General features: G+C 69.4%; 21 protein-coding genes, 1 tRNA gene and 1 pseudogene. 11 read left to right on the forward strand and 12 right to left on the reverse strand.

What is annotated here, in order from left to right:
- Nucleotides 1–779: 779 nt before the first annotated feature.
- Complete coding sequence (locus ACS04_RS38270; RefSeq protein WP_158977396.1) at nt 780–977, reverse strand: hypothetical protein; 198 nt, start codon at nt 975–977, stop codon at nt 780–782.
- Between ACS04_RS38270 and ACS04_RS22205 the strand changes: the two genes are divergently transcribed.
- Entirely contained in the window at nt 978–1,718 is a 741-nt protein-coding gene (locus tag ACS04_RS22205; protein ID WP_158977399.1) for a hypothetical protein, read from the forward strand.
- A 489-nt stretch (nt 1,719–2,207) separates the two neighbouring features.
- Here ACS04_RS22205 and ACS04_RS36490 read toward each other — a convergent pair whose 3' ends face one another.
- A complete protein-coding gene (locus ACS04_RS36490) occupies nt 2,208–2,381 on the reverse strand; it encodes a CsbD family protein (protein ID WP_078865141.1) in 174 nt (57 codons plus the stop codon).
- A gap of 343 nt (nt 2,382–2,724) precedes the next feature.
- On the opposite strand from ACS04_RS36490, the gene ACS04_RS22215 reads away from it, so the two are divergent.
- Together ACS04_RS22215 and ACS04_RS22220 are read left to right on the forward strand one after the other, a co-directional pair.
- The gene (locus ACS04_RS22215) at nt 2,725–4,551 is read left to right on the forward strand and encodes a CocE/NonD family hydrolase (protein ID WP_158977402.1); all 1,827 of its coding nucleotides are present in this window, start codon (nt 2,725–2,727) and stop codon (nt 4,549–4,551) included.
- Between the two features lie 150 nt (nt 4,552–4,701).
- Nucleotides 4,702–5,898 (forward strand): macrolide family glycosyltransferase, encoded by a 1,197-nt coding sequence (locus ACS04_RS22220; protein ID WP_048478481.1) that lies wholly within the window; start codon nt 4,702–4,704, stop codon nt 5,896–5,898.
- Between the two features lie 280 nt (nt 5,899–6,178).
- Here ACS04_RS22220 and ACS04_RS22225 read toward each other — a convergent pair whose 3' ends face one another.
- The gene (locus ACS04_RS22225) at nt 6,179–7,510 is read right to left on the reverse strand and encodes an MFS transporter (protein WP_053080885.1); all 1,332 of its coding nucleotides are present in this window, start codon (nt 7,508–7,510) and stop codon (nt 6,179–6,181) included.
- Nucleotides 7,507–8,433, reverse strand: a complete 927-nt coding sequence (locus tag ACS04_RS22230) for an SGNH/GDSL hydrolase family protein (RefSeq protein WP_078865143.1) — start codon at nt 8,431–8,433, stop codon at nt 7,507–7,509. Before ACS04_RS22230 ends, ACS04_RS22225 begins: the two co-directional genes overlap by 4 nt.
- Before the next feature lie 371 nt (nt 8,434–8,804).
- Between ACS04_RS22230 and ACS04_RS38275 the strand changes: the two genes are divergently transcribed.
- The 3 genes from ACS04_RS38275 (at nt 8,805) to ACS04_RS35830 (ending at nt 10,909) form a co-directional block, all read left to right on the forward strand.
- On the forward strand, nt 8,805–9,065 hold the full coding sequence (locus tag ACS04_RS38275) for a hypothetical protein (protein WP_158977405.1): 261 nt from the start codon (nt 8,805–8,807) through the stop codon (nt 9,063–9,065).
- A gap of 450 nt (nt 9,066–9,515) precedes the next feature.
- The gene (locus tag ACS04_RS37590) at nt 9,516–9,962 is read left to right on the forward strand and encodes a hypothetical protein (protein WP_158977407.1); all 447 of its coding nucleotides are present in this window, start codon (nt 9,516–9,518) and stop codon (nt 9,960–9,962) included.
- Between the two features lie 203 nt (nt 9,963–10,165).
- Nucleotides 10,166–10,909: an ATP/GTP-binding protein gene (locus tag ACS04_RS35830; protein ID WP_158977410.1), complete on the forward strand. Its 744-nt coding sequence runs from the start codon at nt 10,166–10,168 to the stop codon at nt 10,907–10,909.
- A 265-nt stretch (nt 10,910–11,174) separates the two neighbouring features.
- On the opposite strand, the gene ACS04_RS35405 is transcribed toward ACS04_RS35830, so the two are convergent.
- Nucleotides 11,175–11,666: a DUF4265 domain-containing protein gene (locus tag ACS04_RS35405; protein ID WP_053080889.1), complete on the reverse strand. Its 492-nt coding sequence runs from the start codon at nt 11,664–11,666 to the stop codon at nt 11,175–11,177.
- 165 nt (nt 11,667–11,831) lie between these two features.
- On the opposite strand from ACS04_RS35405, the gene ACS04_RS38280 reads away from it, so the two are divergent.
- Together ACS04_RS38280 and ACS04_RS22255 are read left to right on the forward strand one after the other, a co-directional pair.
- Nucleotides 11,832–12,245: a hypothetical protein gene (locus tag ACS04_RS38280; protein ID WP_158977413.1), complete on the forward strand. Its 414-nt coding sequence runs from the start codon at nt 11,832–11,834 to the stop codon at nt 12,243–12,245.
- A gap of 642 nt (nt 12,246–12,887) precedes the next feature.
- A pseudogene (locus tag ACS04_RS22255) lies at nt 12,888–14,148 on the forward strand (IS110 family RNA-guided transposase).
- Here ACS04_RS22255 and ACS04_RS22260 read toward each other — a convergent pair.
- Nucleotides 14,105–14,635, reverse strand: a complete 531-nt coding sequence (locus ACS04_RS22260) for a hypothetical protein (protein ID WP_048478487.1) — start codon at nt 14,633–14,635, stop codon at nt 14,105–14,107. The pseudogene ACS04_RS22255 and the gene ACS04_RS22260 sit on opposite strands and share 44 nt — an antisense overlap.
- A gap of 218 nt (nt 14,636–14,853) precedes the next feature.
- On the opposite strand from ACS04_RS22260, the gene ACS04_RS22265 reads away from it, so the two are divergent.
- Nucleotides 14,854–15,657 carry a hypothetical protein gene (locus tag ACS04_RS22265; protein WP_245236491.1) on the forward strand — a complete coding sequence of 268 codons (804 nt, stop codon included), beginning with the start codon at nt 14,854–14,856 and terminating at the stop codon, nt 15,655–15,657.
- A 30-nt stretch (nt 15,658–15,687) separates the two neighbouring features.
- Here ACS04_RS22265 and ACS04_RS22270 read toward each other — a convergent pair whose 3' ends face one another.
- Nucleotides 15,688–16,110, reverse strand: coding sequence for a hypothetical protein (locus ACS04_RS22270; protein ID WP_048478473.1), 423 nt, complete (start codon nt 16,108–16,110; stop codon nt 15,688–15,690).
- A 462-nt stretch (nt 16,111–16,572) separates the two neighbouring features.
- Here ACS04_RS22270 and ACS04_RS22275 point away from each other — a divergent pair, with 462 nt between their 5' ends.
- Nucleotides 16,573–18,612 (forward strand): hypothetical protein, encoded by a 2,040-nt coding sequence (locus tag ACS04_RS22275; RefSeq protein WP_158977416.1) that lies wholly within the window; start codon nt 16,573–16,575, stop codon nt 18,610–18,612.
- 510 nt (nt 18,613–19,122) lie between these two features.
- On the opposite strand, the gene ACS04_RS22280 is transcribed toward ACS04_RS22275, so the two are convergent.
- The 4 genes from ACS04_RS22280 to ACS04_RS22290 all read right to left on the reverse strand — a co-directional run bounded on the left by ACS04_RS22280 (nt 19,123) and on the right by ACS04_RS22290 (nt 23,184).
- A complete protein-coding gene (locus tag ACS04_RS22280) occupies nt 19,123–19,485 on the reverse strand; it encodes a hypothetical protein (protein WP_158977419.1) in 363 nt (120 codons plus the stop codon).
- Nucleotides 19,486–19,667: 182 nt separating this feature from the next.
- Nucleotides 19,668–19,796, reverse strand: a complete 129-nt coding sequence (locus tag ACS04_RS40080; protein WP_280921020.1) for a hypothetical protein — start codon at nt 19,794–19,796, stop codon at nt 19,668–19,670.
- Nucleotides 19,797–19,963: 167 nt separating this feature from the next.
- Nucleotides 19,964–22,624: a DEAD/DEAH box helicase gene (locus ACS04_RS22285; RefSeq protein ID WP_209441748.1), complete on the reverse strand. Its 2,661-nt coding sequence runs from the start codon at nt 22,622–22,624 to the stop codon at nt 19,964–19,966.
- Entirely contained in the window at nt 22,621–23,184 is a 564-nt protein-coding gene (locus ACS04_RS22290) for a hypothetical protein (RefSeq protein WP_048478477.1), read from the reverse strand. Before ACS04_RS22290 ends, ACS04_RS22285 begins: the two co-directional genes overlap by 4 nt.
- Before the next feature lie 120 nt (nt 23,185–23,304).
- On the opposite strand from ACS04_RS22290, the gene ACS04_RS22295 reads away from it, so the two are divergent.
- Entirely contained in the window at nt 23,305–23,679 is a 375-nt protein-coding gene (locus ACS04_RS22295) for an ankyrin repeat domain-containing protein (protein ID WP_048478478.1), read from the forward strand.
- Between the two features lie 119 nt (nt 23,680–23,798).
- Here the strand turns inward: ACS04_RS22295 and ACS04_RS22300 are convergent.
- Nucleotides 23,799–23,874, reverse strand: a tRNA-Asp gene (locus ACS04_RS22300).
- Nucleotides 23,875–23,884: the final 10 nt, after the last annotated feature.

The raw sequence follows: 23,884 nt of genomic DNA on the forward strand, positions 1-23,884 counted from the left end.
CGCCGAGCACCCACCCGCATCAGCCCCTACGCAGCACTCCGCCCCGCCGGATCAGATCCAGCGGGGCGGAGTTAGCCAACAGCGTCCCTTCCTGAGGGTGCAGGCCACCGTCATGTTCTGGTGCCCGAATACGGAAGCAGGCTGTCAGCAGGGGGAAACGAGGTGACCGGGGGTATCCGCGGAGACAGCCGGGGCGGTCGCCGTGACGCAGCAGGGAACCTGCTCACCTCCACGATCGGCGTCCGTCCCGGCCCGGGCCCGTTCGCCGGCAGGCGTGTGCAGCTGAGCCGATTGGCGACTCGGGGTGCGGTGATCCGGGTGCGGCGGCCCGCACACGGCACCCGGGGGGGAAGGGGTGCCGGTGCGGTCACCAGCCGCGGTGGCCGTCCGTCTGCGAAGACACCACCATCACGACAGCGTGTGTCCCCGATCCCCGTCCGCAAACGCCGCAACCTCGGAGTGCCCAAAGCCCGCGCGAGACGGCTGCTGGAGGTCACCGGCACCGTCGACCTGTTCACATCGAGTCGGGCGCCCCCATCCCGTCCGGCCCTGAGAGGGACCCGCACCCGGGGGAGGAGCGACGCGGAGCGCCTCCATACAGGCGAGCCCCGGCCTCCGGCGAACTCGGATATTCGGGGCGACTTCGGCCATTCGGTGCTGTCCTGCTGGGACCGAATTCTTGCGGTGAATTCGGACGTCTCGGCATCGCGGACTGGGCGATTCCGAATATGGCGGATTCTTTAATTCCGCGTCGGAGTGCGCGTGGTGAGCGCGTTAACTCAGATGATCCTCAAATGATCAAAGATTGATTGACGCGTCACCGTCATGTCATGCAGTCTTTGTGAGGCGAGGCCGCGGGGATCGAAACCGCCGGCACGCAAAACGGGAACCAGGGTTTCAGGGGGATCGGTGATATTCTTCGCTCCCCTTTTTTCCCTTGCCTGAATGAGTGAAATACAAAGGGGAGTCAGCTTCACATGCGTTCCGCGATCAGGAAGATTGTCACCACCACTGCTGCCGGCGCCGCTCTTGCCGGTATTTCGCTGGCGATGCTGCCCGGCTCGGCCCAGGCCGACGACGGTCTGGTCTCGCAGGCGTCGCGGGTCGCCAAGTACCAGGCCTACCTCGCGATGAAGTCCGCGCAGGGCGACGAGCAGGCCAAGGAGACCGCCCAGGGCTTCACGGCGCTCTCGGACGCCCAGAAGACCCGGTTCCTGGACCTGCTGGAGAACAAGACCCTGATCAAGCAGATCTTCGAGGCGTCCGAGTCTCCCGCCGCGGCGGGCATCACCCGCACCGAGCTCGCGGGCGGTGACGTGGTCGTGGAGCGCGAGTCCGCCGGCGGCGACGATGCCGCCTCGCCCAACTCCAGCGCAGCCCTGCGGGCTTCGGGCTACCGCGACATGTGGGCTTCGTACTCCTACACCGACAAGTTCCTGGGCGTGAAGGTCTCCCGCGTCTCGGTGCGGACCAACTACCAGGTCAAGGGCAAGGACACCACCAAGGTCTACCCGGGCAGCGCCTACCACTACCTGTACGTGCCGGGCTGCGACTTCTCCCACAGCCCCGTGAAGGAGTGGATCTCCTCGCCGCCGGCCGACAACGCTCAGAGCGAGACCACCTGGACCGCCTCGTGCTGGGGCAGCTCCTGGGACAAGCGCGAGCGCGTCTGGGGCGACTACCGCGGCTTCGTCGGCGGCTACCTCAAGGACGAGTAAACCTCCCGCACCGCGCCGGGGGATTCTCGCCGGAGTCCCTCCCCTGAGGCTTTGACGACTACGTGCTGGAGCAAGGAGGTGTTGTGTTCGAGGCCCTGGGCTTCGGCCCGCTCATCCCCGTCCTGTTTGTTCTCCTCATCGCATGCCTGATCGGCGGCGCGATCCGGAAGAAGAACCACTCCCGCCCAGAAGGCGATGATTGACCGGCTATTGAATTCCCCGCTCGCTACAGGGCGGGGAATTCGCATACGCGCTGACCTGGCGCGGTTATCCCGGCGTCGGCGCGAGGAAGGTACGCGCATAATGAATACGGCGGGGGCCCCGGCCTCCTACGCCGCGGGCCCGCCTGCCATCCGCTGACACTCAGGCCGGCTACTGACAGCGTCCGGCGCCGGCATCCTCCGGACGTACACGCCTGACCAACGAGCCTGCCCACCGACACACATCAGGCCGGGACCGCTGCGCGGTCCCGGCCTGATGATGCGAGGGTCAGTCCTTGAAGACGTCCTTGATCTTCTCCTTGGCCTCACGGGCATCGCCCTTGGCCTGCTCCCCACGGCCCTCGGCGGTCATCTCCTCGTTGCCCGTCAGGCGCCCAGCGGTCTCCTTGAGCTTGCCCTTGGCCTGCTCGCCCTTTGCCTCGGCCTTCTGCTCACCAGACACAGCTGATCACTCCCTGCTCGATCGAAAGGACTTACAGATCCGCGTATGACCCCTCAAACGCCCTCTAAACAACGGGGGAGTACCACCGGGATCCGGGCACGGCGGTGGCAAGCCGCGCCCGGCCCAGGACGGACGGGTCAGAACAAGCCCGGCGCCGGAAGAGCGCCCCGGTACGTGCCGCGGTCCCCATCAACACGGCTGGGTTGGACGCGGCCGCGACTTCCACCACCAGACCCTCGTCCGCACGCCGGTACAGCTCGCCGTCCGGCGTGCGGGATTCGGCGGCTGGGCCGGCTGCTCGGACGAACAGGGCAACCTGCGCGGCCGGCGGCGCGGTGAGCTGTTGGGAACGGGCGATCCGGCCGTCGGGCAGCCGGACAACGTGGTTCCGGGGGCGTCCTACGATGCCGGTGAAGCCGACGACGTCGACATCGACGGTCTCGGAGTGCCGAATCTCCCTTTTCTGCACTTCACCCCCCATACGCACAGGCGTAACGGTCAGGTGTCGTGTTCGTTGGATCATCATGATCAAAAACAGGCTCGGGCCGGTCTGCTTTGGCGCTGTGGTCGTACGGTGAGCGGCGTGCGTTGGCAGTGCACCGCCTCGGTGGCCATGTTGGTTTCTGTTCTGGCGGCCCACGGCTCGGTCGGTCACGCGGCGGATTATGGAGGCGGCCCCACGGCGGGCAGCGCCGCGCGGGACGGTCAACCTGTCTCGGTCTCCGCCACCACGCTCACCATGCGGGATGGCACAAGGATCGCCGCCGAGGTGCACGTTCCGGCGGGAGCCGGCCCGCATCCGCTCATCGTGATGCCGGGCGCGTGGTGGGCCATGCCGCAGGACACTCTGCTCGACGACAAGAAGCAGCTGGCGGCAGCCGGCTACGTGGTCGTCTCCTACGACCCCCGGGGGCTGCGCCGCTCGGGCGGGGAGATCGACATGGCAGGGCCCCTGGACGTGGCGGACGTGTCCGACGTCATCACGTGGGCGCTGGCCCACACCCCGGCCGACGAGCGAAAGATCGGGCTGTACTCCTCCTCCTACGGTGCGGCCGTGAGCCTGAACGCGGCAGCGCACGATGCCCGCGTCACGGCGGTGTCGGCCATGTGCCCGTGGACCGACCTGTTCGATTCGTTCGTACACAACAACACCTATGCGGGAACGATCGCCACGTTCCAGGCGGCGATTGGAGCGCTCAACGGCCGGATGAGCCCTGCGACGCGTCAGGCCTTCGAGAGCCTGAGAACCGGCAGGGACACGGCCGGGGTGCGGGCATGGGCGCTCGAACGTTCGCCTCGCGCCCTCGTTGGCGCGCTCAACGCACGCCGAACGCCTGTGTTCATGGCAGGGGAGTGGAACGACCCCCTGGTGCCGGCCGGGCAGACCGGAAGGCTGCTGGACCAGCTCAGCGGTCCCAAGCAGCTGTGGATGAGCCCGGGCGGACATGGTGACTCCAGTTCCCGCGAAGCCACCTTGCTGCAGCCGCAGAGCGCGGTCCGCCACCATGCGACACGGTGGCTCGGCCGCTTCCTCCTCGGCCGTCCCAACGGCGCTGACCGCCTTGCACCGCTCATGCTGCGACCGCGTAACACCGAGCGAGTGGAGACCTACCCGAGTTGGTCCGCGCTGGAACGCTCGCCCCGGGCGGTGCCTGTGCGGGCCCATTCGGGTGACGGTTCCCAGCGTCTGCTCGCCGGCCTGGACTCGCCCGCCGATTCCGGCCTGTTCCCCGTCGCGGGACTGATCGACAGGCTCGGACTGCCGCCCACCACCGTGCTCCCCCCGCTCGCTCCGCCGCTGGCAGCCGTCTGGCGCAGCGCTCCGCTGAGCTCGCGGTGGTCGCTGCGCGGATCGCCGCGGGTGCACACCCGTGTGACCTCCACCGGCGGCCGGGGGACCTTTGTGGTCTACCTGTATGACGTTGACGCGCTGGGCGTGGCCCGGCTGGTGAGCCATGCCCCGTACACCTTCACGGGTGTGACGCCGGGTACGCCGGTCGAGGTCGACCTGCCGATGCCCGCCGCGGCGTGGGACGTGGCGCCGGGGCACCAGTTGGCGCTCGTCGTCGATGGCGGCGACCACCGTTACACCAGCGTCAGCCCCCTCGGGTCGTCCATGAGCTTTTCCGCGGCTGCCACGCGCCTGAGCGTTCCTGCCCGCACCGGATGACAGCCCCGGGCAGCGCCGGTGCCGCGGCCTCACGCGGAGGTGAAAACGCGCGCGGGGCGGTGTCCGCGGGCGCGGGATCGGCGTTGGCCAGGCGGCAAGTTCGTTCTTGAGCGGCACAGGTGCCGCGCGGTGGAGTCTGGGGTGATGGTCATGCGGGATGTTCTGGCCGATGATGAGGGGCGTGGGCGCCATGTGGCCGTGTTCAACGTGCCGATGCACGGTCATGTGATCCCCACCCTGGCGGTCGTACAAGAGCTGGTGGACCGTGGTCACCGGGTGAGCTACGCGGTGACCGCTGAGTTCGCGGAGGATGTGCGGGCCGTGGGCGCGGTTCCCGTGTTGTATGACGCGCCTGAGGTGGGTGAGGCGCCTGAGGACATGGCCGAAGGGGTGACCGGGGCGGTCGTGGTGAACGTGGCCGCGCTGCCACAGTTGGAAGAGGCGTTCGGGCAGGATGTCCCGGACGTGGTGCTGTCCGATGTGTACGCCTGGGCGGGGCCGTTGCTCGCGGCGCGCTGGGGAGTGCCGGCCGTCCAGCTGGCTCCGACACACATTCCTTACGACGGTCTGGTGAAGGAGTTCTTCGGGCTCGACGACATCGCTCAGATCCCCGGCTTCCCCGAGCTCGCCGGAGCGCTGGAGCAGTTCGGTGTACCGGGCGGGGTCCACGCGCTGACTTTGGCGCCCCCGCGGACGATCGCCTTCTTCCCCCGCTCCTTCCAGCGACTGCCCGAGACGGTGGGGGCGGGAGAAGCGCACTGGGTGGGCCCGGCCATCTCCGACCGGTCCTTCCAGGGCCGCTGGCACCGGCCGGAGGGCGACAAGCCGGTGCTGTACGTGTCGTTGGGCTCGCAGTTCAACAGGCGCCCGGAGTTCTACCGGTCCTGCCTTCAGGCATTCGAGGGCCTGGGATGGCACGTCGTGATGAGCGTGGGTGCCGAGGTGGCGGCAGCCGGGCTCGGCTCCGTGGGCGACGGATTCGAGGTGCACGCGAGCGTGCCCCAGCTCGACGTCCTGGCCTGCGCCTCTGTGTTCGTTACACACGGCGGAATGGGCAGTCTCATGGAGGCACTCTCACTCGGGGTGCCCGTGGTCGTGGTGCCGCAGATGGCGGAACAGCGGGTCAACGCCGGACAGGTCGAGCAGCTGGGCGTGGGCCGGCACCTGCCGCGGGAACAGGCCACGGCGCAGGCCTTGCGGGAGGCAGTACAGGCGGTCGCGGAGGATCAGCGGATCGCCGACGCCGTGGCAGGACTGCGGAGGCAGATCAGCGAGGCCGGGGGTGCCGCGGCCGCGGCTGATGTGGTCGAGAAGGTTTTGGCGGACACCCCGATGGTGACGGGCTGAACCACGAGCACGGGCGGGGCGGGGCTTCCGCCTGAGGTTGAGGCCCCGCCCCGCCCGTCGGCGAGCCAGTCAGAGCACGGTTCGGGGCAGCAGGGCTCAGCACCCTGCGCGTTCTCCGGTGTGCCGTTTACGGACAGGCGCGCGTCGGCCGGCTGCGTGAGGACACTCCGCGACTGGTGGCTGGCGCCGCGCCCCGGCGCCCCGTCGCAGCCGTGCGGCCGTGGACGGAGACCTGATCAACGGCTGGTACTGCGCCGGCGTCGGCCCATGGTGCGGTCCGTCAGAGCACGGCCGGCCGCGCAGGCACGGGCCCCTCTGAGGCGACGGCGCCGGCCGGCTTTCCAGCGGTGACGCGGATGCGGGCCGGGCCGGTCGCGGCCGCCGTGAGGATTCCGAGCCCGGCGCTTGCCGCACCGGCCCACAAGACCGCGGCCAGACCGTGCGTGAACATGACCGGGCCCGCTGTGGAGCCGCTGTACGTGAACAGGATCGTGGACGCGCCCACCCCGGCCAGCGCGCCGATCTCCCGGACCGAGCTGTTGACCCCCGACGCGGCGGCCACACACCGCTCCGACGTGTTGGCCAAGAGGGCTTCAGGCGCCGCGGTGAAGAAGAGAGCCATCCCCATCCCGCCCGCCAGCAGACCGGGCAGCTGCATCGCATAGTCCGACTGCGGGGTGAGAACCAGCGCGAACCACCCCGAGCTCGCCGCGGTCAGCAGAAAACCGGCCACGAGGACGGGGCGCGCCCCGGTACGGCCCATCACCAGCCCTGCGAGGGGAGCCACCACGAGCGGCATAGCCGTCCAGGGAAGAATCCGCAGGCCCGCTTCCCAGGGGCTGTGGCCCTGGACGGCCTGGGGGAACTGGGCCAGCCAGAACACCGTCCCGAACACGCCGGCGTGCATCAGGAACCCGCAGGCGTGCACCGCCAGGAGACCGCGGGAGACCCCGAAACGCGGCCAAAGCCTCAGCGCTGTGCTCTGCCTCACGGCGGCCGGCCGGGATCTCGTCGATGTGGGGGCTGCGGCAATGGTGGTGGGCGGCTCCCGCAAGAACACCCGCGCCGCCGCTGCCAGGAGGCAGCCGAGAGGCACGTTGATCCAGAAGACGTACTGCCAGCCGCCCCACTGGACGACGGCGCCGCCCACCAAGGGGCCCACCGCCACCGCCAGCCCGCCAAGGGCTCCCCAGACCCCCAGGAGTACCGGCCGCCGGTCTGCGGGCACGGCGGCGGCTACCAGCGTGAGGCTCAGCGGCATGATCACAGCGGCCCCCGTTCCCTGCACCACGCGCGCCATCGTCAGGGAACCTGCCGTGGCTGAACAGGCGGCCGCTGCGGAACCGGCGGTGAACACGACCAGAGCCGCTGTGAACAGCTGCAGCTGCCCGACCCTCGCGGCGAGCCTGGTTACCAGCGGGGGCAGGACAGCGACCGGCACGAGGTAGGCGTTGACGAACCAGCCGGCCGCGGCCGCATCGACGGCCCGGCCGAGGTCGGAGCGGATCGCGGTGAGCGCCGTGAGGAGCACCAAGTGGTCCAGTCCGCACAGAAAGACCGCCAGCCCTGTCACTGCGCAGGCCGGCCAGCCGGTGTGCCGCCTTGCGGTCATACCGGCTCCCGCTCGGCCCCCGACGGCCGGGGCGCGCCGCGAAGTGTGCGCGTCCGCAGGCGGATCTGAGCCGGGGCGGGGGCCTTGGCCGGCACGCCCGCCTCGCGTGGCGTGCTCTTCCGGGCACCCGCGGCCGGCATGCCGCCGCGCTGCTCAACGGGCGACCGCCGCAGCCAGTCCTCGCCCGCCCCGGCCACCGCGGAGCTGGCCAGCCGGAGATAGACGCGGTAGCCCTCGGGCGACGGATGGAAACCGTCGGGGCAATAGAGCTGTGCCGGACGCCGCCGAAACGCGTCGGTCTCCAGCAGGGCGACCCGCCCGCCCGCGGCCAGCACGGCAGCCGACTGGAGCCGGGCCAGCCGGCGCGAGCGAACGGAGGCCACCGCCGCTACGCCGCGGCGCAGAGCGGGAGCCGCACCGATGTCCGCGCACGAGCCCACCACCACCTCCCACCCCGCGCCGCGTAGCTCGCGTACGTAGTGCTCCAGACGAGCAGCCGACCGGCTCACAGGAGCCGGCAGCATCACGTCGTTCCCGCCGATGAGAATGAACGCCACGCCCGGTGTGCCCCGGCCGGTCACTGACCGAACCTGACGGCCCAGCGCCGCTGTCGTGGCTCCCGCCCGGGCCAGCACGTCCAACTCCACCGCGCACTCCAGCCGCAAGGCCAGCATCCCGGCCAGCTGCGCCCCGACGGTGTCCTGCCGCTCCAACACGCCCACGGTCACCGCGGACGAGTCCCCCAGCAGCACGAACGGCATCACCGGCCCACAGCCGGGACCATAGCGGCCGGAAGGCGACACCACCCCACGCCCGTCCCACAGCGGCTCACGCAGCACCACAGCCGCATACCGCTTCACCAAAGACTTCAGCAGTCGGCGGCGCACTCTCTTCCACGCCCCCATCGACACATCAGAACGCATGACAAGGCCCCATCTCGACGACGGCAGTCGATCCAGATCGTTCGAAGCCCCCGACACCGGGCAGACGGACCGCCCGGCAGGCGCGCAAGCAGCGAACGTCAGCTAAACGATCAAGAACCGGTGGAGACACGAAGACACACCCCCGGCGGTCCCCGAACGTCTCCCCCTCCAGTAGTCGGCCCTGCCGGTCTCCCACACCAAGGCGAGACGGCCCCCCACGATCAGCGCACGGCACCTTCGGACCTGGGCGTGACGCGGGCAGCGCGGTGAACCCCGCGGCCAGCGTCGGCCACGGCAGGAACATCCCGAGACCCCCCACGCCCTGGGGTCTTCCTCCCACCCAAGTTCAGCCCGCGTACCCAGACCGCACAGTGCTCGCTACCGGATGCCCGATCGAGCCCTACGTCCGGGCGCAGCCGCTGGAAGCGGAGCGGGTGGCGGTAGACGCCGCCGTGGTCGATGGCGCGGTCGGCGCTGACCTCGGCGACCAGGCCGGGGTGGACGAGGGTGGTGTCGAGGACGTCGCGGCTCCCCCACGTCGCCGAGAAGCGCACACCCTCCCACGGGTGCCCCGGCGCGGCCGCGGAGAGGTGCTCGGCGACCTGCCGGGCCGCGTCCGGGCGCAGCGGTAGAGCTCTCCAGCGGGCCGTCAGTGGGTGCCTAGCGGTCGTCAGGCGGATGGGTGGGCCGGCCCGCGAGGTGCCTTCTGAGGGGGAAACACGGGGGGAACCTGAGGGGGACTCAGCGGGGGAGAGTCGGGGGGAATCTGAGGGGGAAACCCGCTTCGTGGGCGGCTTGCACCGTGCCTCGTCAGGGCCTGTTTTGCGGGTGGTGACTAGCCGGACTTTTATGTGTGGAGGGGGCGGGGGCGGGCTGGGGGCGCTGTCGGGGTGAGGAATTTTGGCTGCCTGGAATTCCTGGTGATTGTGGGGGTCTGCGTTGTTAGCGTGGTGTGATCACGTCTCAGGGAGGCGTAGTGGGGGGCTGGCTGGCGGTGCGGGTGGTGTGTGGCGGTTGTGGGGCTGCTGGCCGGGTGCGGGGGCGGGGGGTTGGACGGCAAGGCCGTGGAGGCGGTGCCGGCGGTGTCTGCGGCCCCGTCGGCGGTTGCCCCGGACGCGGGGGAGCGGGCGGCCGTTCTGGAGGCGTACAGGGCGATGGCGGCGGCCGAGGTCCGCACCTACGCGTCCGGGGCCCTGGACGCCGAGCTGGAGCGGTACGCCACGCACACGGCGCTCGCGGACATCAAGTCGACGCTCTTCTGGTACCAGCAGCGCGGCATCGTCATGAAGGGCGAACCGGTCCACTCGCCAGGGGTTGACTCCCTAGACGCCTCGGGGGATCCGCTGCGGGCGGTCATCACGGACTGCGTGGACTCCACCGGCTACGACAAGGTCGGCAAGGACGGCAACCCCGTGGGCGCGGCGCCGTCCGGGCCGCGCCGGCACGTGGTGACCTCCTCGGCGCAGCGCACGAAGTCGGGCTCCTGGCTGGTCTACACATCCACGGTCGAGCGGGACCGTACGTGCTGAGCCGGCCCCGCCTCGGCGCAGCCGCGGTGGCGGCCGGCCTGCTCTGGGCGGCCGCCGTGCCGCCTGCGACGGCGGATGGGCCCGGCTCAGGCGTGGTGTGCCCGCCCCGCGATCTCGACTGCGACATCACAGCTCAGGACCCGGGCAAGCCTGATGCGGGCAAGCCTGGCGGGGGGTCGGGCAAGCCCCCCTTCAAGGGGGGCTTGCCCACGTGTGCGATCGACGGCCAGGAGGTGCCCTGCTCCACCCCGGAGATGGGCGTCTTCAACTCGGCGGACTCCTGCTACTGGAAGCAGACTGACGGCCCGCCCGGAGGCCTCCCGCCCGGGTTCGACACCGGGGCCCCGCCCGGCTGGAAGCCCGGCGACGGCGACGGGGCGCTGTACCTGGTGACCTGCCGCCCCAGCGGGGACGGAGACGTGCGCGGCGGGATCCGCTGGTCTGCGACCGGCCCGGCCGGCGGCATCGACGTCCAGGCGCTCGCGCAGCAGGCGGTCGAGCGGCTGCGCCTGGAGGGCCCGGACATCGGGATCGTGCCGCGCCCGGACGGCAAAGGCCTGGTCGGGATGCCAGTGTGGATGTGGAACAAGCCGGGCCCAACCCGTACCGGACCGGCGACCGCGTCCGCGTCGGCGGGGTCGGTGACGGTCACCGCGACCGCGACGGCCCGCACGGTGGTCTGGTCGATGGGCGACGGCGCCACCGTCACCTGCACCGGACCGGGCACGCCGTACACCCCGGACCGGGGCAAGGAGAAGTCACCGACCTGCGGGCACATGTGCGAGCGCACCAGCGCCCGGGCTCCGGGCGGCCGTTACCCGGTCACCGCCACCACCACCTGGGACGTCATGTGGTCCGGCGCAGGGCAGACCGGCACGATCACCACCACCCGCCAGAGCCAGACGAGCCTGGCGATCGGTGAGCTCCAGGTCCTCAACGTGCCCTGACCTGCGCGGAGGACCTCACCGGTTCTGTAGTGGTGACTACGGATGGCCGGTCAGTTCACCGCCGCGGCCGCCGGCATTTTGACGCCGGGCAAGCCTGTCCACCCCACGCGGCTGTGACTCGCAGCGATAGTTGTCACCGGTGATGCCCGCCGACCAGGGACGCTCTCGCTGGATCGCAGCGCTTTCTGTCACTGGATGCGCGCGGTGGTTGTCACTTCCTGGCCGTTCTCAATCGTGTTGTCACCAGCCCCAGGTCTTCCCCGGATCAGCGGCGGGAGGAGAAGGGCATAGCGTCAGCCCACTCCCAGAACGCGCCGGCTTCGGCCACCTCGCGCTCCATCACCGCGAACAGCCTCGAAGGGTTCGCCTGCGGAGGGACATCGACCGCGACGTGACGGTCTCCGTTCCATTCGCTCAGTAGACCGGCGGCATCGATTTCGGTCTTGATCCGATCGGTTGCGTTGCTCACCCGCTCCGGGTCCGTACTGGGCATGAGGAGCATACGCAGGGCACGATGCTGCGAGAGCCCCACAACCTCACTGACCTGGTCGTCCTCCGAGAGGGCCACGTGGTCTCCGAGAGCCAGTCCATATGTGCAGAACGGGATGCAGGCGATGGAGAAGGTGCCGTCATTGAGAGGTTTCAGCCAGAGCTGTTCCATCTGGCCATCCAGCCCGAACGGCGCCAGATCCGCGTGGGCGATGTAGTTGCGCTGGGCCCGACCGACTGGCTCATCGTGGACGATGAACACCGGCATGTGATCCCCTCCCTGATCGGCTTCGCCCCCATCATGCCGTCGCCGTCCAGCCGTGCGTTCAGGTGCTCTGCCGAGCGGGCCAGGGGTGGATCATCAGGAACAGCTTTCCGAAGCAATAGGCGTTGGATACGGTGTTCCTCCGCCGTCTGAGCCCTGGAAGTATTCATGCCTCGCCGATCACCGGGCGAGATCCGCAAGCAGTTGCCCCGCCGCATCAACCGCGGTTCCCGAGCATCCATACGAGGGCTGTCGCCCTCCGCGAGCCGCCAGATCGCTGCATTCGAGAGACAACGCGGCCTGCATCCCGGGGATGTGGCTCATGCCTTCCGTGCCTGGTCGCAAGCCCTGCGACGCCTTGGGCCGCATGACGAGCTCTCCCATGGCTGCGGCACCACGGGCTGGCGCGACATGCATGCGCGCACGATGCTTGAAGCCGTTCTGCACTCGATGAAGCGCAGAGCCCGGCGGGAGCTGCGTGTCGCCGTGAGTCCGTTGGACGCCCGCTACCTCGCCAAGACGCTCAATGATCCGTTCGCGCCGCCGGATCTGCCTTGGTGGAAATGCCGCATCCGCACGTGATCGTGGTGCCATCCACTGCTGCGAAGTGACAACCATCGCTGCGAGGCACAGAAGCCTGGGAGCCCTCCCGCTGATCCTCAGCAGGGGGTTGCACCGGAGGGTGGCTGGAGGGTTGTCTGCACGGTTGTACTAGGCGGGGGACCGCAGGTGTGACCGTGAGTGGGACCCCCCGACTCCGGCGATCTCGCATTCGTGCAGGTCAGATGCCGTGGGCAAGCCCCCTTCGGAAAACGACACCTCTAATTCGTTAGTAATTAGAGGTTCTGGATCTCTGAGGGGCCCGGGGCGGCGTTTTCCAGCCCGGGGCAGGACGTGTGTGGTCCGGTCGGTGCCGTGGTGACCCCTACGACACCTCCGACCGTGCGAGGTCTTTGTAAAGACTGGTGGCGCTGGGCGCCGGCCGGTCCTCGCACGTTCTGCCCTCGTGGGCCCGTCGGGTTCGGGATCCTCGAAGGATGAGCTGCCGCACGGTGACGCGTTTTCTCCTCACGAGCTTCGAGCTCTGGACACGGCGCGCGCCCGTGCGGCTTGCGGTGCCGCGCACGGCTGATGAGGTGGCGGGCCTTGGAGCCCTGGAATTAGTGCGCCGTGCGGCCCCGCGTGCTCGCCTTCGAGATCAGCACCGGAGAAGGGGCGGGATCCATGGACGTGTTCTGCGGGATCGACTGGGCGGAGGGCCACCACGACGTCGCGCTCGTCGACGACACCGGCAAGCTGCTGGCCAAGTGCAGGATCAACGACGATCTGGACGGCTACCGGCTGCTGCTGGATCTTCTGGCTGAGTACGGCGACACCGCGGACATGCCAATCCCGGTGGCCATCGAGACCAGCCGCGGCCTGCTGGTCGCGACGCTGCGGCAGGGCTCACGGAAGATCTACGCGGTCAACCCGATGGCTGCCTCCCGCTACCGCGACCGCCACGGAGTCAGCCGCAAGAAGTCGGACCCGGGCGACGCCCTGGTGCTCGCGAACATCATCCGCACCGACGCGCCCATGCACCGCACTCTGCCTGCCGACACCGATCTGGCCCAAGCCGTCGCCGTCTTGGCCCGAGCCCAGCAAGACGCGGTCTGGAACAGGCAGCAGGTCGCCAATCAGCTGCGGTCCCTGCTCCGGGAATACTTCCCGGCGTTGATCGAAGCGTTCAGGGACAAGCCCGGAACCCTGACCCGCCCTGACGCCCGCCGCATTCTGGCCGTCGCACCCACACCTGCTCTGGCCGCCAAGCTGCAGATGTGGAAGCTGACCGCCATGCTCCGGCGAGCCGGCCGCCGCCGGGGCATCGAGACGGACGCCGAACGCATCCAGCAGCTCTTCCGCCAGGAGGCCCCCGCGGCAGTTGCCCCTCGTCGAGGACGCCATGGGCAAGCAGGCACTGGCCCTGCTGCTGCAGCTGGACGCGGCCTGCGAGGCAGTCGATGACCTGGCGCGGGCCACGGAGGATGCCTTCCGGTCGCACCCGGACGCGGCGATCATGCTGAGCTTCCCTGGGATCGGCCCTCAGATCGGTGCCCGGATTCTGGGCGAGATGGGCGATGACAGGACCAGGTTCGCCTCGGCTGGAGGGCTGAAGGCGTACGCGGGTTCGGCCCCGATCACGCGGGCCTCCGGCAAACGCCGCTACGTCGGACGCCGGTTCGTCAAGAACAACCGACTTAACCACGTCGGTCACCTCTGGGCTTTCGCCTCCCTCGGCGGTTCATCCGGCGCGGACGCCCACTACCGGCGCCGCCGGGCAGGAGGAGACTGGCACATGCAGGCCCTGCGACACCTGTTCAACCGAATGCTCGGCCAGCTCCACCACTGCCTTCAGGCGCGCAGTCTGTTCGATGAGGCGATCGCCTTCCCCGCCGAAGCTGCTACGGGGTCACTGACGGGAACTCCTCTTCCGGCGCAGCCTTGACGAGGCCTGAGCTGACGGGACGCTGGTCGTTGACAAGGGTGAGCCGGTTGCTGGCCCAGGTGTCGAGGCGGTCGCATGCCCAAGCGGGGTCATACGCTGCCGTGGGCAGCTGGGGTATGCGCTTTCGGCCGGTGTCGTCGGGCCGGTAGGGAACCTCGAAGGCCGTGTTCCAGTCGTTGAGGTTCACACCAAACCGCTCTTCCGCTTCTGCTGGGCTGATGCCCAGGTACTGGGCGATCTCCGTCCAGGAACTGCCTCGCTCGCGTTCGTAGATCACGGCCGAGGCCAGAGCGCGCTCCGCGAGTTCGATGAGCTGGAATGCCTGGCTTACCCGGCCTCCGGGACCGGTGTCACAGTCGTTCTCGGTGGCGACCAGGCCGGCGGCGCCATCCGCAACGTCCGCTGCGTGATCGCACAGGACGAGGCGTGCCAGAGCCTGGCGGGTGAATCGGGCACGGGCGGCGTCATAAGGGGTCGTCTCAGTCACCCCCACAGCCTCGCAGGCCGTGCTTGCGGCGAGTACTGATTTCCGCGTGGGGCCGGTCTCCGCTTGACGGCTTAGCTGCATGAGGTGTCTTTGTCCGCGATAGCCGGACGAAGAGGTCTGTCCCGTCTCCGGGGGGAGGCTGGCGGCGCCGCAGGGGTACAGGTATGGCTCGTGAACGGATCCGGTGGCCCCTCGTCGTAGAACGAGCGCGGCAGATCGTGGACGGGTACGCACCGATCAAGGTCACGCTCAGGCAGGTGATGTACCGCCTCGCAGCCGAGGGCGTGCTGCCGCACACGCCGCCGATGTACCGGCGGCTGTCTGCGCGGCTGGCCCAGGCCCGGCGGGAAGGCCGCTTCCCCGACCTGATCGACACCCTTCGCGAAGTCCACGTCCCGCCGGCCTGGCCGAGCGCGGGGGCGTTCGTCGCCGAGATGCCCGCCTGGTTCCGCCTCGACCGCACCGTCGGCCAGGAGCACGCCCTGTACGTCGCTGCGGAGAAGGACACCCTTCGGCAGCAGCTGACCGGCTGGCTCGAGTTCGCGGGCATCCCCGTGCTCGTGGTCCGCGGCTTCAGCTCCCAGTCCTACGCCGACGTCGTCCGCGACCGCGTCGCCCACGAGCAACGCGGAGCCCGGCTACTCGTGGTCGGTGATTTCGACTGCTCCGGCGAGGACATCGAGCGGGACTGGGTGGAGCGGACGGGCTGCTGGAGCTCGGTGACCCGGGTGCTGCTCACCTACGAGCAGGTCTGCGCGTACGGGCTCCCGGCGACGGAGGGCAAGCGCGGCGACCCGAGATGGCCGGCCTTCGCCCGACGCTACGGCTTCGACATCGAGCACCCGGTCCAGTGGGAGGTGGAGGCGCTGGAGCCGGACGAACTCCAGCGCCTGGTCCTCGCCGCCGTCGACCCGTACATCGACCGCGACGTCCTTGCGCAGCAGATCGCTCGCGAGGAACAGCAGCGGCGCGCCCTGGAGAGGTTCGCCGGGCGGTGGGGCGCGCGGAATGAGGAGCCGTAGGCCGGGCCTGTGCGGCTCCGGCTCGGAGGGTCAGCGGCTCCTGATGGTGCCGAGAACGAGGACGTAGGGGATCACGCAGAAGGCGCCGAGGTTGGTGGCGACGATCAGGGTGAGGAACAGCCAGTAGGAGAAGCCGTGGCCGTTGGAGGAGGCCAGGAGCCACCCGTAGGTGAGGCCGGTGAGGATGCCCGTGAGGGCGATGCCGGCCGCCCAGCCCGTCTTGCTCAGCCCGAAGCCAAGGCCGATGTAAGCCCAGAACAGGGCGGGGCCAGCGACGGCCGCGATGGCCAGGAAAACCGGGAAGTCGATGTCCCGGCCGCTCATGTAGTCCGTGAGCTCAGGCACCGAGATGAAGGCCAATAAGCCCATGTAGGCGACGCCGAGGACGACGGCGACGATCGTGATCACGCGGGCGGCGCGGGTGGCGGGAGGGGTGTTCGCGGCGTCGGTCATGAGACGGTGGACTCCTTCTCCTACGGCGGGCAGGGCAGTCGGCTCCGCTCCGGTATAGCCGCTCCGGGCCACAGGGGTGCGTGCTTCCTAGCAAGGCACCCCCGGCCGCGACGAACGCGCCACCCGAAGCGGTGACGATCTTTTGATCGCGGCTGGCAGGGGTGACCAGGCTGCTGCCATGAGGTGTGCTTCTGGGAGGTGGCCGGCTGTCATCAGCGCACCCGTTCACACGGCCGGTGCCGTTGTGCGTGCCGCTGGGGAGTTTGTGACGTGTGGGCCAGGAGTGCGGCGGTCATCCGGTAGCTCGTGCTGGTTCATGAATGTGGGCGCTAGAGCAAGAAGGCGTTTCTGGTCCTCTTTGTGGCTGGATGGTCGTTTCAGTCGTCTTCGGTTGGGTTGGGGGGCCTAGCGTCTGGATTCCTGGGGCTGTTGGCCGCGGGATGGGCGTCGGGAGGAGCGAGGGTGTCTGACCGGGTGAAGACGACGGAGCCGGAGCGGCTGGAGCGGTTGCGGGCGCTGTTGTCGGGAGCGCGTTCGAAGGACCGTGTGGGGCGGGCACTGGGAGGCATCGAGTACGGCAACGTGCTGTTGGGGGCGATGCTGCACGGTGCGGACCGGCTGCGGCAGGGGCATACGCCCACCGATCTGGAGCAGTTGCTGCTGGGCGCTTTGCGGACGGTGGTGCCCGATGCGGAGGCGCGGCAGTGGGGCAGGGTGTACCGGGAGGCGGTGACCGGCCAGGGCGGCCGGCTGCCGGTGGTGCCGGAGACGATCACCCGCCGCCCGGTGGCCCAGGGCTACACGCTGGTGAACCTGCAAGAGGACGTGAACAACGTCATCGCGGAGGCTCTGGCTGCTCCGAACGTGCAGATCGTGGATCCGCGGGTGGCCGCGGCGGGGCAGGGGGAGGACCCGGTCTTCGTCGAGGCGATGCGGCAGACCGGTTTCGCGGTCACCGGGTTCGCCCGCCCCTCCGTGTCCCAGGCCGCCGCCGGCAGTGCGGAAGACGGCGCCGGGCAGGCGCAGGAGGAGCCGGCCGAGGCGGGCACGGATGAGGGCGGCGACCCCCAGGCGGCGTCGTTCCGGCTGCGCCTGGAGCTGGAGAGCTTCTACGTGCGCCGCGCTGTCGGGGACGCGGGCGGGACCCGGGACGAGATCTACTGGACCGCCGCCGCGGCTGCCGGCGGCGGCACGGGCCGTCAGTTCGTCTCGGAGGAGTTCGGAGGGGTCAAGGCGGGCCAGACCCGCTCCTTCTCCTCCGCCAAGAAGGTTCTCTTCGACGGGCAGTCCAACGGGTACCTCGGGCTGTCGATCCACTGCTGGGAAGCCGACCAGAGCAGCGACGACTGGTGGGACGCACTGGTCAAGGCCCTCAACGACGCGGCCGCCGCCATCGACCAATTCATGCTCAAGGACAACTTCCTCGGCTTCGTCCCCCTGTGGGTCGGGATGGCCTTCGAGGTCAGCAAGATGTTCCTCTTCATCATGGAGGCCTTCCGTAACTACGACGACCTCTCCTGCCAGCGCACCATCGGCCTGGACCAGCAGGACCTGGCCGTCCTCGCCCACTACGGCCAGACCACGTGGCACTTCAACGGAGACGGCCACCACGAGCTGAAGGTGAAGTACGCCGGCGACCCGGTGCCCTTCCCCGTCGGCACCCTGCGCTACGCGGTATTCAACGGCAGTACCTGGGGCGCACCCATCGCCCTGGACTTCGAGTCCATGACGCCGCCCGCCCTGGCCTCCTACAACGGTGTGCTCCACGCCCTGTTCGTGCACCCGGCCGACAAGGTGGTTATGTGGACCCGTCTGGAGGCCCCCGTGGGCGTCGGCGGCGGCAGCCCTGCCTGGAGCAAACCCGAACGGCTCGGCGGCGACGCCACCCTGTACGCCCCGGCCCTGGCCGTGGGCCACGGCAAGCTGTACTACGCCGTCACCGGACAGGACAAAGGACTGTACTGGCGGACCTACACCAAAACGGGCGGCTGGGGCCCGGCCTCGAAATTCGATGGCTACGGCTCACACTACGGGCCCACCCTGGCCACCGTCAGGGAACAGGTGTGGATGGTCCACGTCAGCGGCGACCAGAGCCTCTTCCTCAACACCCACAACGGCACCAGCTGGAGCTCGCCCCAAGACGACGTCCTCGAATGGCAGGTAGGGGCCGCCGTCGCGATGGTCACCCACAACACCGACACCTGGAAAATCGCCACCGGACTGGACAGCAAGCTGCACGCCGGCACCTCACAGGGACACCCTCGCCAGTGGCAGCGCCGGGGCAACGTCGACTCCCCCCTCACCAACTGGTCGCCGGCGCTCACCGTGCATGACGGCAAGATGTGGCTCTTCATCCGCAGCACCGACGGCGCCCTGCAGGCGAACACCTACAACGGCGCCTGGGGCGGCTTCCAGAAGGTGAACCCGGGAGCGGCCAAGCCGATGGACGCACCGGCCGCCGCCTCGCACGACAACAAGCTGTACGTGATGTACCGCCACTGACCTCGGCCGTAGACGCAGCCCTCCCCGACCGGCGGCAGCCGGTCGGGGAGGGCTGCGTCTACGGCACCGGCATGTTGGGTGCCAGACGGGACCGAGTCCCGCGGCCTGCGCCTCAGCGGTGCGCACCACCATCCCGAACTGAACGCCCGTGCCCGTTGGCCGCTCGTCGAGCGGTGGGTCTGTCTCGCGGGGGACTGTTAATCGTTCGGCTCTGGCCCGTAGGGCGGTGGTGACGCCGGGTGTCCGTCAAGGCAGGAGGATGCGGTGCTGGAGCAGGGGGTGTGACTCTCCTTGCTGGTCAGCCCGGCGCCTCAGCCGGAACGCGACAAGCCAAGGGAAGCGGTACGACTACGCAGAGCGAAATGGCGGCATGATGCCGCCAGGCCGAGACCCGCCCTCGCTGGGTTGCGTGCGGCACGAGTGCGGCGGCGTGGTCTCGGTCTGACAGCCGGCCTCGGCTGGGCCGTTTCCTTCGGGGCACCTCGCCGACCAGATGAAGATGGCGGCGATTTAGTTTGGCTCGTCGTTTTGGTGGAGGTAGTAGCCGTCGATTGCGTGGTAGAGGCGTGTGGTGGTGGGGGTGGTGGTGCCTGCGGTGTAGGCGGCTGCGGGGTTTCCTTCGCCGTCGACGACTTCGATGTGGGCGGGGATGTAGGTCCCGGCGGCGGCGACGAGGACCGGCACCCCGTCCCGGTACTCGAGCGAGAGCGCGGCCACGTCTTCGGGCTTGACCTCGGATGCCGGGGTCAGTGCGGGTTCGGGTGCGCTGGCCGTCAGCTGGACCGGTGCCGGGCCCTTGGCTGCGGGCGTGATCTCGGGCATGTCGTTCTCCTTGCTGATCGGCTCGCTGCCGACCTGGCCAGAGCGTGGCATGACGCACTGTCACCGGACAACGACACTTTTCGGCCCGGCGGCTGATACCGGATGGCCTGCGATGCACCGGAGGCGTCGATGCCGTGGCCCGGCGGCCGGGGACGAACCAGGTGGCGAGGATGCGCCGCGGGTGGGCGTGTCGGGGTGGCGCCCTTCCCTCCAGGCTCACACCCCTACCAGGGCTACGCTCCCAGGACCTTGTTGAAGTAGCCGGGTCCGGTGGCGGGAACGACGTGGAGTGCGTTGGTGTAGCGGCGGGTCTGGGTCTGCCAGGCGTGGTAGCCGCCTCCAGCGAGTAGACGTCGTTGCACATGAAGGTGACGTCGATGGCGGCGCCCCACACCGCCAGCGCGCATCGGAGGGCGCGCTGCCGTCCACGCGTTCAGCGTCGACGGCTCGGCACTCCAGGGATTCTTCCCGCCCCGAGACAGGCAGTGAGGAACGGCCGCTCAATACGGACAGTCGCGCCTGCCCCTGGTCAGGCCCAGTCGACGCCCAGCTTGGCGAGGGCGGCGTGCTGGTCGGCGGTGAGCTTGTCGCGTCGGCTCTTGGTGTTGGAGACCCACACACCCAGCTTCACGACGACCGGTTCGGCCTCGCCCTCGACTGCGATTTCCTCGCCGTGGGCGCGGGGGACCGGTCGGTGGGCGCCTTCCCGCTCTATCCACTGTGTGAGGGCCGTCAGGCCGCGCTGGAATGCCTGCTGCGCCTTGCTGGGCCCCTTGGCCCCGGGACTGGCCGCGGGGGCGGGAGACGGTGCCTGGTCGGGCTGCACGCCCAGTACGGTCAGTCGCGCCTGCTGCTCGGGGAGCAGGCGTGCCCAGTTGGCCGGCTGTTTCTGCTGCTGGAGCCACCGTCCGATGTCGTCGCCGTCCAGCAGCACGCCGGGGGCGATGTCGGGCAGCTGTCCGTCGGCGTCGACCAGGTCCGCGAGGACGCGGTAGTGGCGCTGCCAGTCCAGGGGCCAGGGGCAGTTCCAGTCCTTGTCGATCGCGGCGAGCTGCGCGGCCCGGGTCGTCGCAGTGTCTTCGTCCTTCCCCAGCCCGTTCTTCGTGCCCTTCCTGCGGAGGTTGGCCATGTACTGGCCGACGGGCACCATCTCGTCGTCCTCGCCCCACACGGCGTCCTGCCGGGGCGCGAGGTGCCCGGTGGCCCGCCGGTAGGAGCGGAGCACGGCGAGCTTGGCCTCCCACGCTTCCTCGCCGGGCTCCCACACCATCCCGGCCTCGGGTGCGTCCAGGAGCGTCTTGCGCCGGTCCTCGAGTTCGCCGGCGCGCAGGGCTTTGCGCTGCTGGTGGACCCAGCGGCCGAGGGGGAACGCCTTGGTGACTCCGACCTCGACCTCCACGTCGTAGGGGACGGCGTGGACGCCGGTGATCTCGTTCTCCGCCCTCCAGCGGATGAGGGCCTGGTAGCCCTCCAGCCACACCAGCGATTCCGGCCGGTAGACGCGGGTGCGGAGGAACGCGGCGATGGTGGCGGCGTCGCGGGGGCTGGAGAAGTGGAGCAGGGCCGACTCGGCTGCGGCGTCGGTGCCGTCCTCCTGGTCCTCGCCCTCGCCGCCTGTGCCGACGATCTGCCCGTTCTCGTCGCGGCGCAGGTGGGTCTTGCGCTTCCCGCTGGTGAGGGCGCGGGAGGCGAGCTGCTCGACGAGACGGTCGTCATGACTGCGGAGGCCCTGGAGGACGGCTACAAGGGGGCGGAAGCTGGCGCTGGCGACCATGTCGGTCGGGTCCTCGTTCGGCTCCAGGAACACCGGCACGATGATCCTGGCGATCTTCGTGGACCCATCCTCGTTGAGCCGGAGCGCGCGCCCGATGTTCTGGACGATCTCGACCTGGGAGCCGCGGGTGTCGGCGAAACAGATCGCCTCCACCCCGCGCTCGCCGGTGATGTCGACGCCCTCGCCCAGGACACGTACGGACGCGAGGAACGCCCGGTGCACGCGCCGGTTGTCCGCGTCGATGCCGTTGGCGAACTGCCGCAGGACCTCCCGTCGCTCGGTGACGAGGTGATCCCCGCACAGCCACGCCGACCACACCCGGTCCGGTGGGACGTGGCGCCCGGTCTCCAGCTCGTAGAACTCCGCCTTGAGCGACGACTTCGGCAGCTTCTCCGCGGCCGCCAGATCGGCGTCAGAGGCATCGGTGGCGTACAGCTCGGCAGCGGTCTCGGGCAGCTTCTCGGCGAACGCGGCCGCCTCCTCCACCTTCTGGTGGAAGGTCATGACCGTACGCAGGTTGTACGCCGCGGCGTGCTCCAGGAGCGCGGCCTGCAGCAGCGCCAAGCGCCGGCCCCGCTGCGCTTCCTCGGACTCTCCGAGGACGGGGGAGGGGTCGCGGATCTCGAGCACGTCGATCTCGAACCCGGCGAGGATGCCCCGCTCGATCGCTTCGGACAGCCCGAGCTCGGCGATCCACGCGCCGTAGGTGCCGTTCGGGTCGTCGGCCATGCTCGCGAGCTCGGCCTCCTGGCCCCCGGTGCCTTTCTGGGGCCGGGCGGCGGCGAGGATGCGGGGGGTGGCGGTGAGGTAGAGCCGGAAGTCGGCGGGGATGCGGTTGTTGTCGTGGATGGCCGCCCACGGGCATCCGAGGTCGCCGGCGGTGCCGTGGGCTTCGTCGACGATGGCGAGGTCGAAGCCCGCCATCTGCTGGCCGTAGAGCCGCTTCCCGCCCGCCAGAGCGGCCTCCAGCGGCCCGCGAACCTTCCGCTGGTCCTCCGGTGCGTCGATGTCCTCGCGGTCCACCAGGGAGGCGTAGGTGGCGAACACGACGACCGGCCCCGCCCCGGCCCATAGGGCGAGCTGGATCGGGTTGGTGGTGGTGCGCACCCCCAGCTCGTTGAGCACTGGGTCGTTCTCCAGCGAGCAGACGGCGACCATCGGGGCCCGGTGGCCTACCAGCCGCCATGCCTGGGCGGTCTGGGCGAGCAGGTCCAGGGTGGGGACGGTGACGAGGATCCGGCCGTCGGCGAACGACTCCAGCGCGCACGCTGCGGCTGTGATCGTCTTGCCTGAGCCGGTCGCGGACACGATCGTGCCCCGGGCACCCTGAGGGGGCACGGACGACCTTGCAGGAAATCCCACCCATTTCCGGAAACTCGACTTCTGATCTACCTGATGTTCTCGGAGCTGGATCACGGGAATTCTCCCGGTTCGGGAAGGATCTGCTCGACGGCAGTGATCCGGTATTCGCCGTCCTGGTAGATGCTGCCAGGCCGGACGAACATGGCCCGGGCGTGCTCGACGGCCGCACCGCCAGAGGCGGCGAAGACGTGGCGAATCAGGGCCTCTTCTCCTGCGGAAGCGGCCGTCGCCCGGGCTGTGATCCGGTAGATGCGGTGCCGCAGCACCTCGACCGGCAGTCCGCCTCCGGACTGTTCGTCCCAGGCAGCCTCTATAGCCGTACGCCGCACTCGCTGCTCTTCTCGGCGGGCCACTCGCCGGTCCTCGTCCGGGGAGTACACGGCCATCTGCTGCTCCGTCATGACCCGTACGATCCGGGCCCACTCCAGCTTCTGGCACGAGGCGATGTCCACCTCGGTCGGCTTGCGCGGCTCCCGGGGGCCGGCGAGCGCGTGTTTTTCGCGGTCACAGGCGGCCTGCCACTGTGCTTTCACCTCGTCCAAGCCGAGTCCGTGGGCCTGTCTGACCACAGAGATCCGCGCCAATTCATCCGGGTGGTATTCGTAGACAGGCATCTGCGAAACCTCGCTGATCTACATGGAGGGTGTCGTGCTATTTCACCAATGGTACATGCTGCATCATGTTAGGGTCGGTGTCTGAGCTCATGACTGACGAGCGGCGGGAAGTGAAGCCGGATGACCGAGAACCCCTGGACGCCCGCCCACCAGGCGGTCGAGTCCAGTGACCATGCCGAACTGACCCGTCTTCTCGATGAAGGCGCGGACGTCAACGAGGTCTGCTGGGGGATGACCCTGTTGGAGCACGCCGTCGACCTGGAGGGCGACTCGGCGCTTAAGTCAGGGACTCCGATCGACAGTCGGCTCACAGTGATCCTGCTGGCCTACGGGGCTGATCCGATACCGCAACCCCCTGGGCGGATGAGCGCGATGGACCTGGCCGACTTCTACGGCCACGACACCGCTTACCGCCTGATAGACCGGATGACCGCAGCCGCTGCCAGCCGCCCGCGAAGCAGGCTGTGGTCCTGGAGGCGAAGCCGGAAGGACTGAAAAGGCGGGAGCGGAGCGGACGCCCAAAGGCCTGGACGTTGTGAAATGCAGTCACCCCGGAATGCCGGAGGCTACTCGGGGTTGCTGGACAGCTTTCCGGCCTCGCATACGCACGGCGGGGGGTACAGGCCGGATTCGAACCGGCGTCATCCCCTCCTGACAAGAGGGCGCGTCTACCTCTGCGCTACAGTCCCCCCGCCGCGGT

It is taken from the genome of Streptomyces roseus (assembly GCF_001044425.1).
In the GTDB taxonomy this organism is placed as follows: Bacteria; Actinomycetota; Actinomycetes; order Streptomycetales; family Streptomycetaceae; genus Streptomyces; species Streptomyces roseus.

Excerpts from the sequence above, each read along its gene's own strand:
- ACS04_RS22205 (WP_158977399.1), top strand. The coding sequence starts at position 978 with ATGCGTTCCGCGATCAGGAAGATTGTCACCACCACTGCTGCCGGCGCC.
- ACS04_RS22220 (WP_048478481.1), top strand. The coding sequence starts at position 4,702 with ATGCGGGATGTTCTGGCCGATGATGAGGGGCGTGGGCGCCATGTGGCC.
- ACS04_RS22225 (WP_053080885.1), bottom strand. The coding sequence starts at position 7,510 with ATGACCGCAAGGCGGCACACCGGCTGGCCGGCCTGCGCAGTGACAGGG.
- ACS04_RS22230 (WP_078865143.1), bottom strand. The coding sequence starts at position 8,433 with ATGCGTTCTGATGTGTCGATGGGGGCGTGGAAGAGAGTGCGCCGCCGA.
- ACS04_RS35405 (WP_053080889.1), bottom strand. The coding sequence starts at position 11,666 with ATGCCGGTGTTCATCGTCCACGATGAGCCAGTCGGTCGGGCCCAGCGC.
- ACS04_RS38280 (WP_158977413.1), top strand. The coding sequence starts at position 11,832 with ATGCCTCGCCGATCACCGGGCGAGATCCGCAAGCAGTTGCCCCGCCGC.
- ACS04_RS22270 (WP_048478473.1), bottom strand. The coding sequence starts at position 16,110 with ATGACCGACGCCGCGAACACCCCTCCCGCCACCCGCGCCGCCCGCGTG.
- ACS04_RS22280 (WP_158977419.1), bottom strand. The coding sequence starts at position 19,485 with ATGCCACGCTCTGGCCAGGTCGGCAGCGAGCCGATCAGCAAGGAGAAC.
- ACS04_RS22290 (WP_048478477.1), bottom strand. The coding sequence starts at position 23,184 with ATGCCTGTCTACGAATACCACCCGGATGAATTGGCGCGGATCTCTGTG.
- ACS04_RS22295 (WP_048478478.1), top strand. The coding sequence starts at position 23,305 with ATGACCGAGAACCCCTGGACGCCCGCCCACCAGGCGGTCGAGTCCAGT.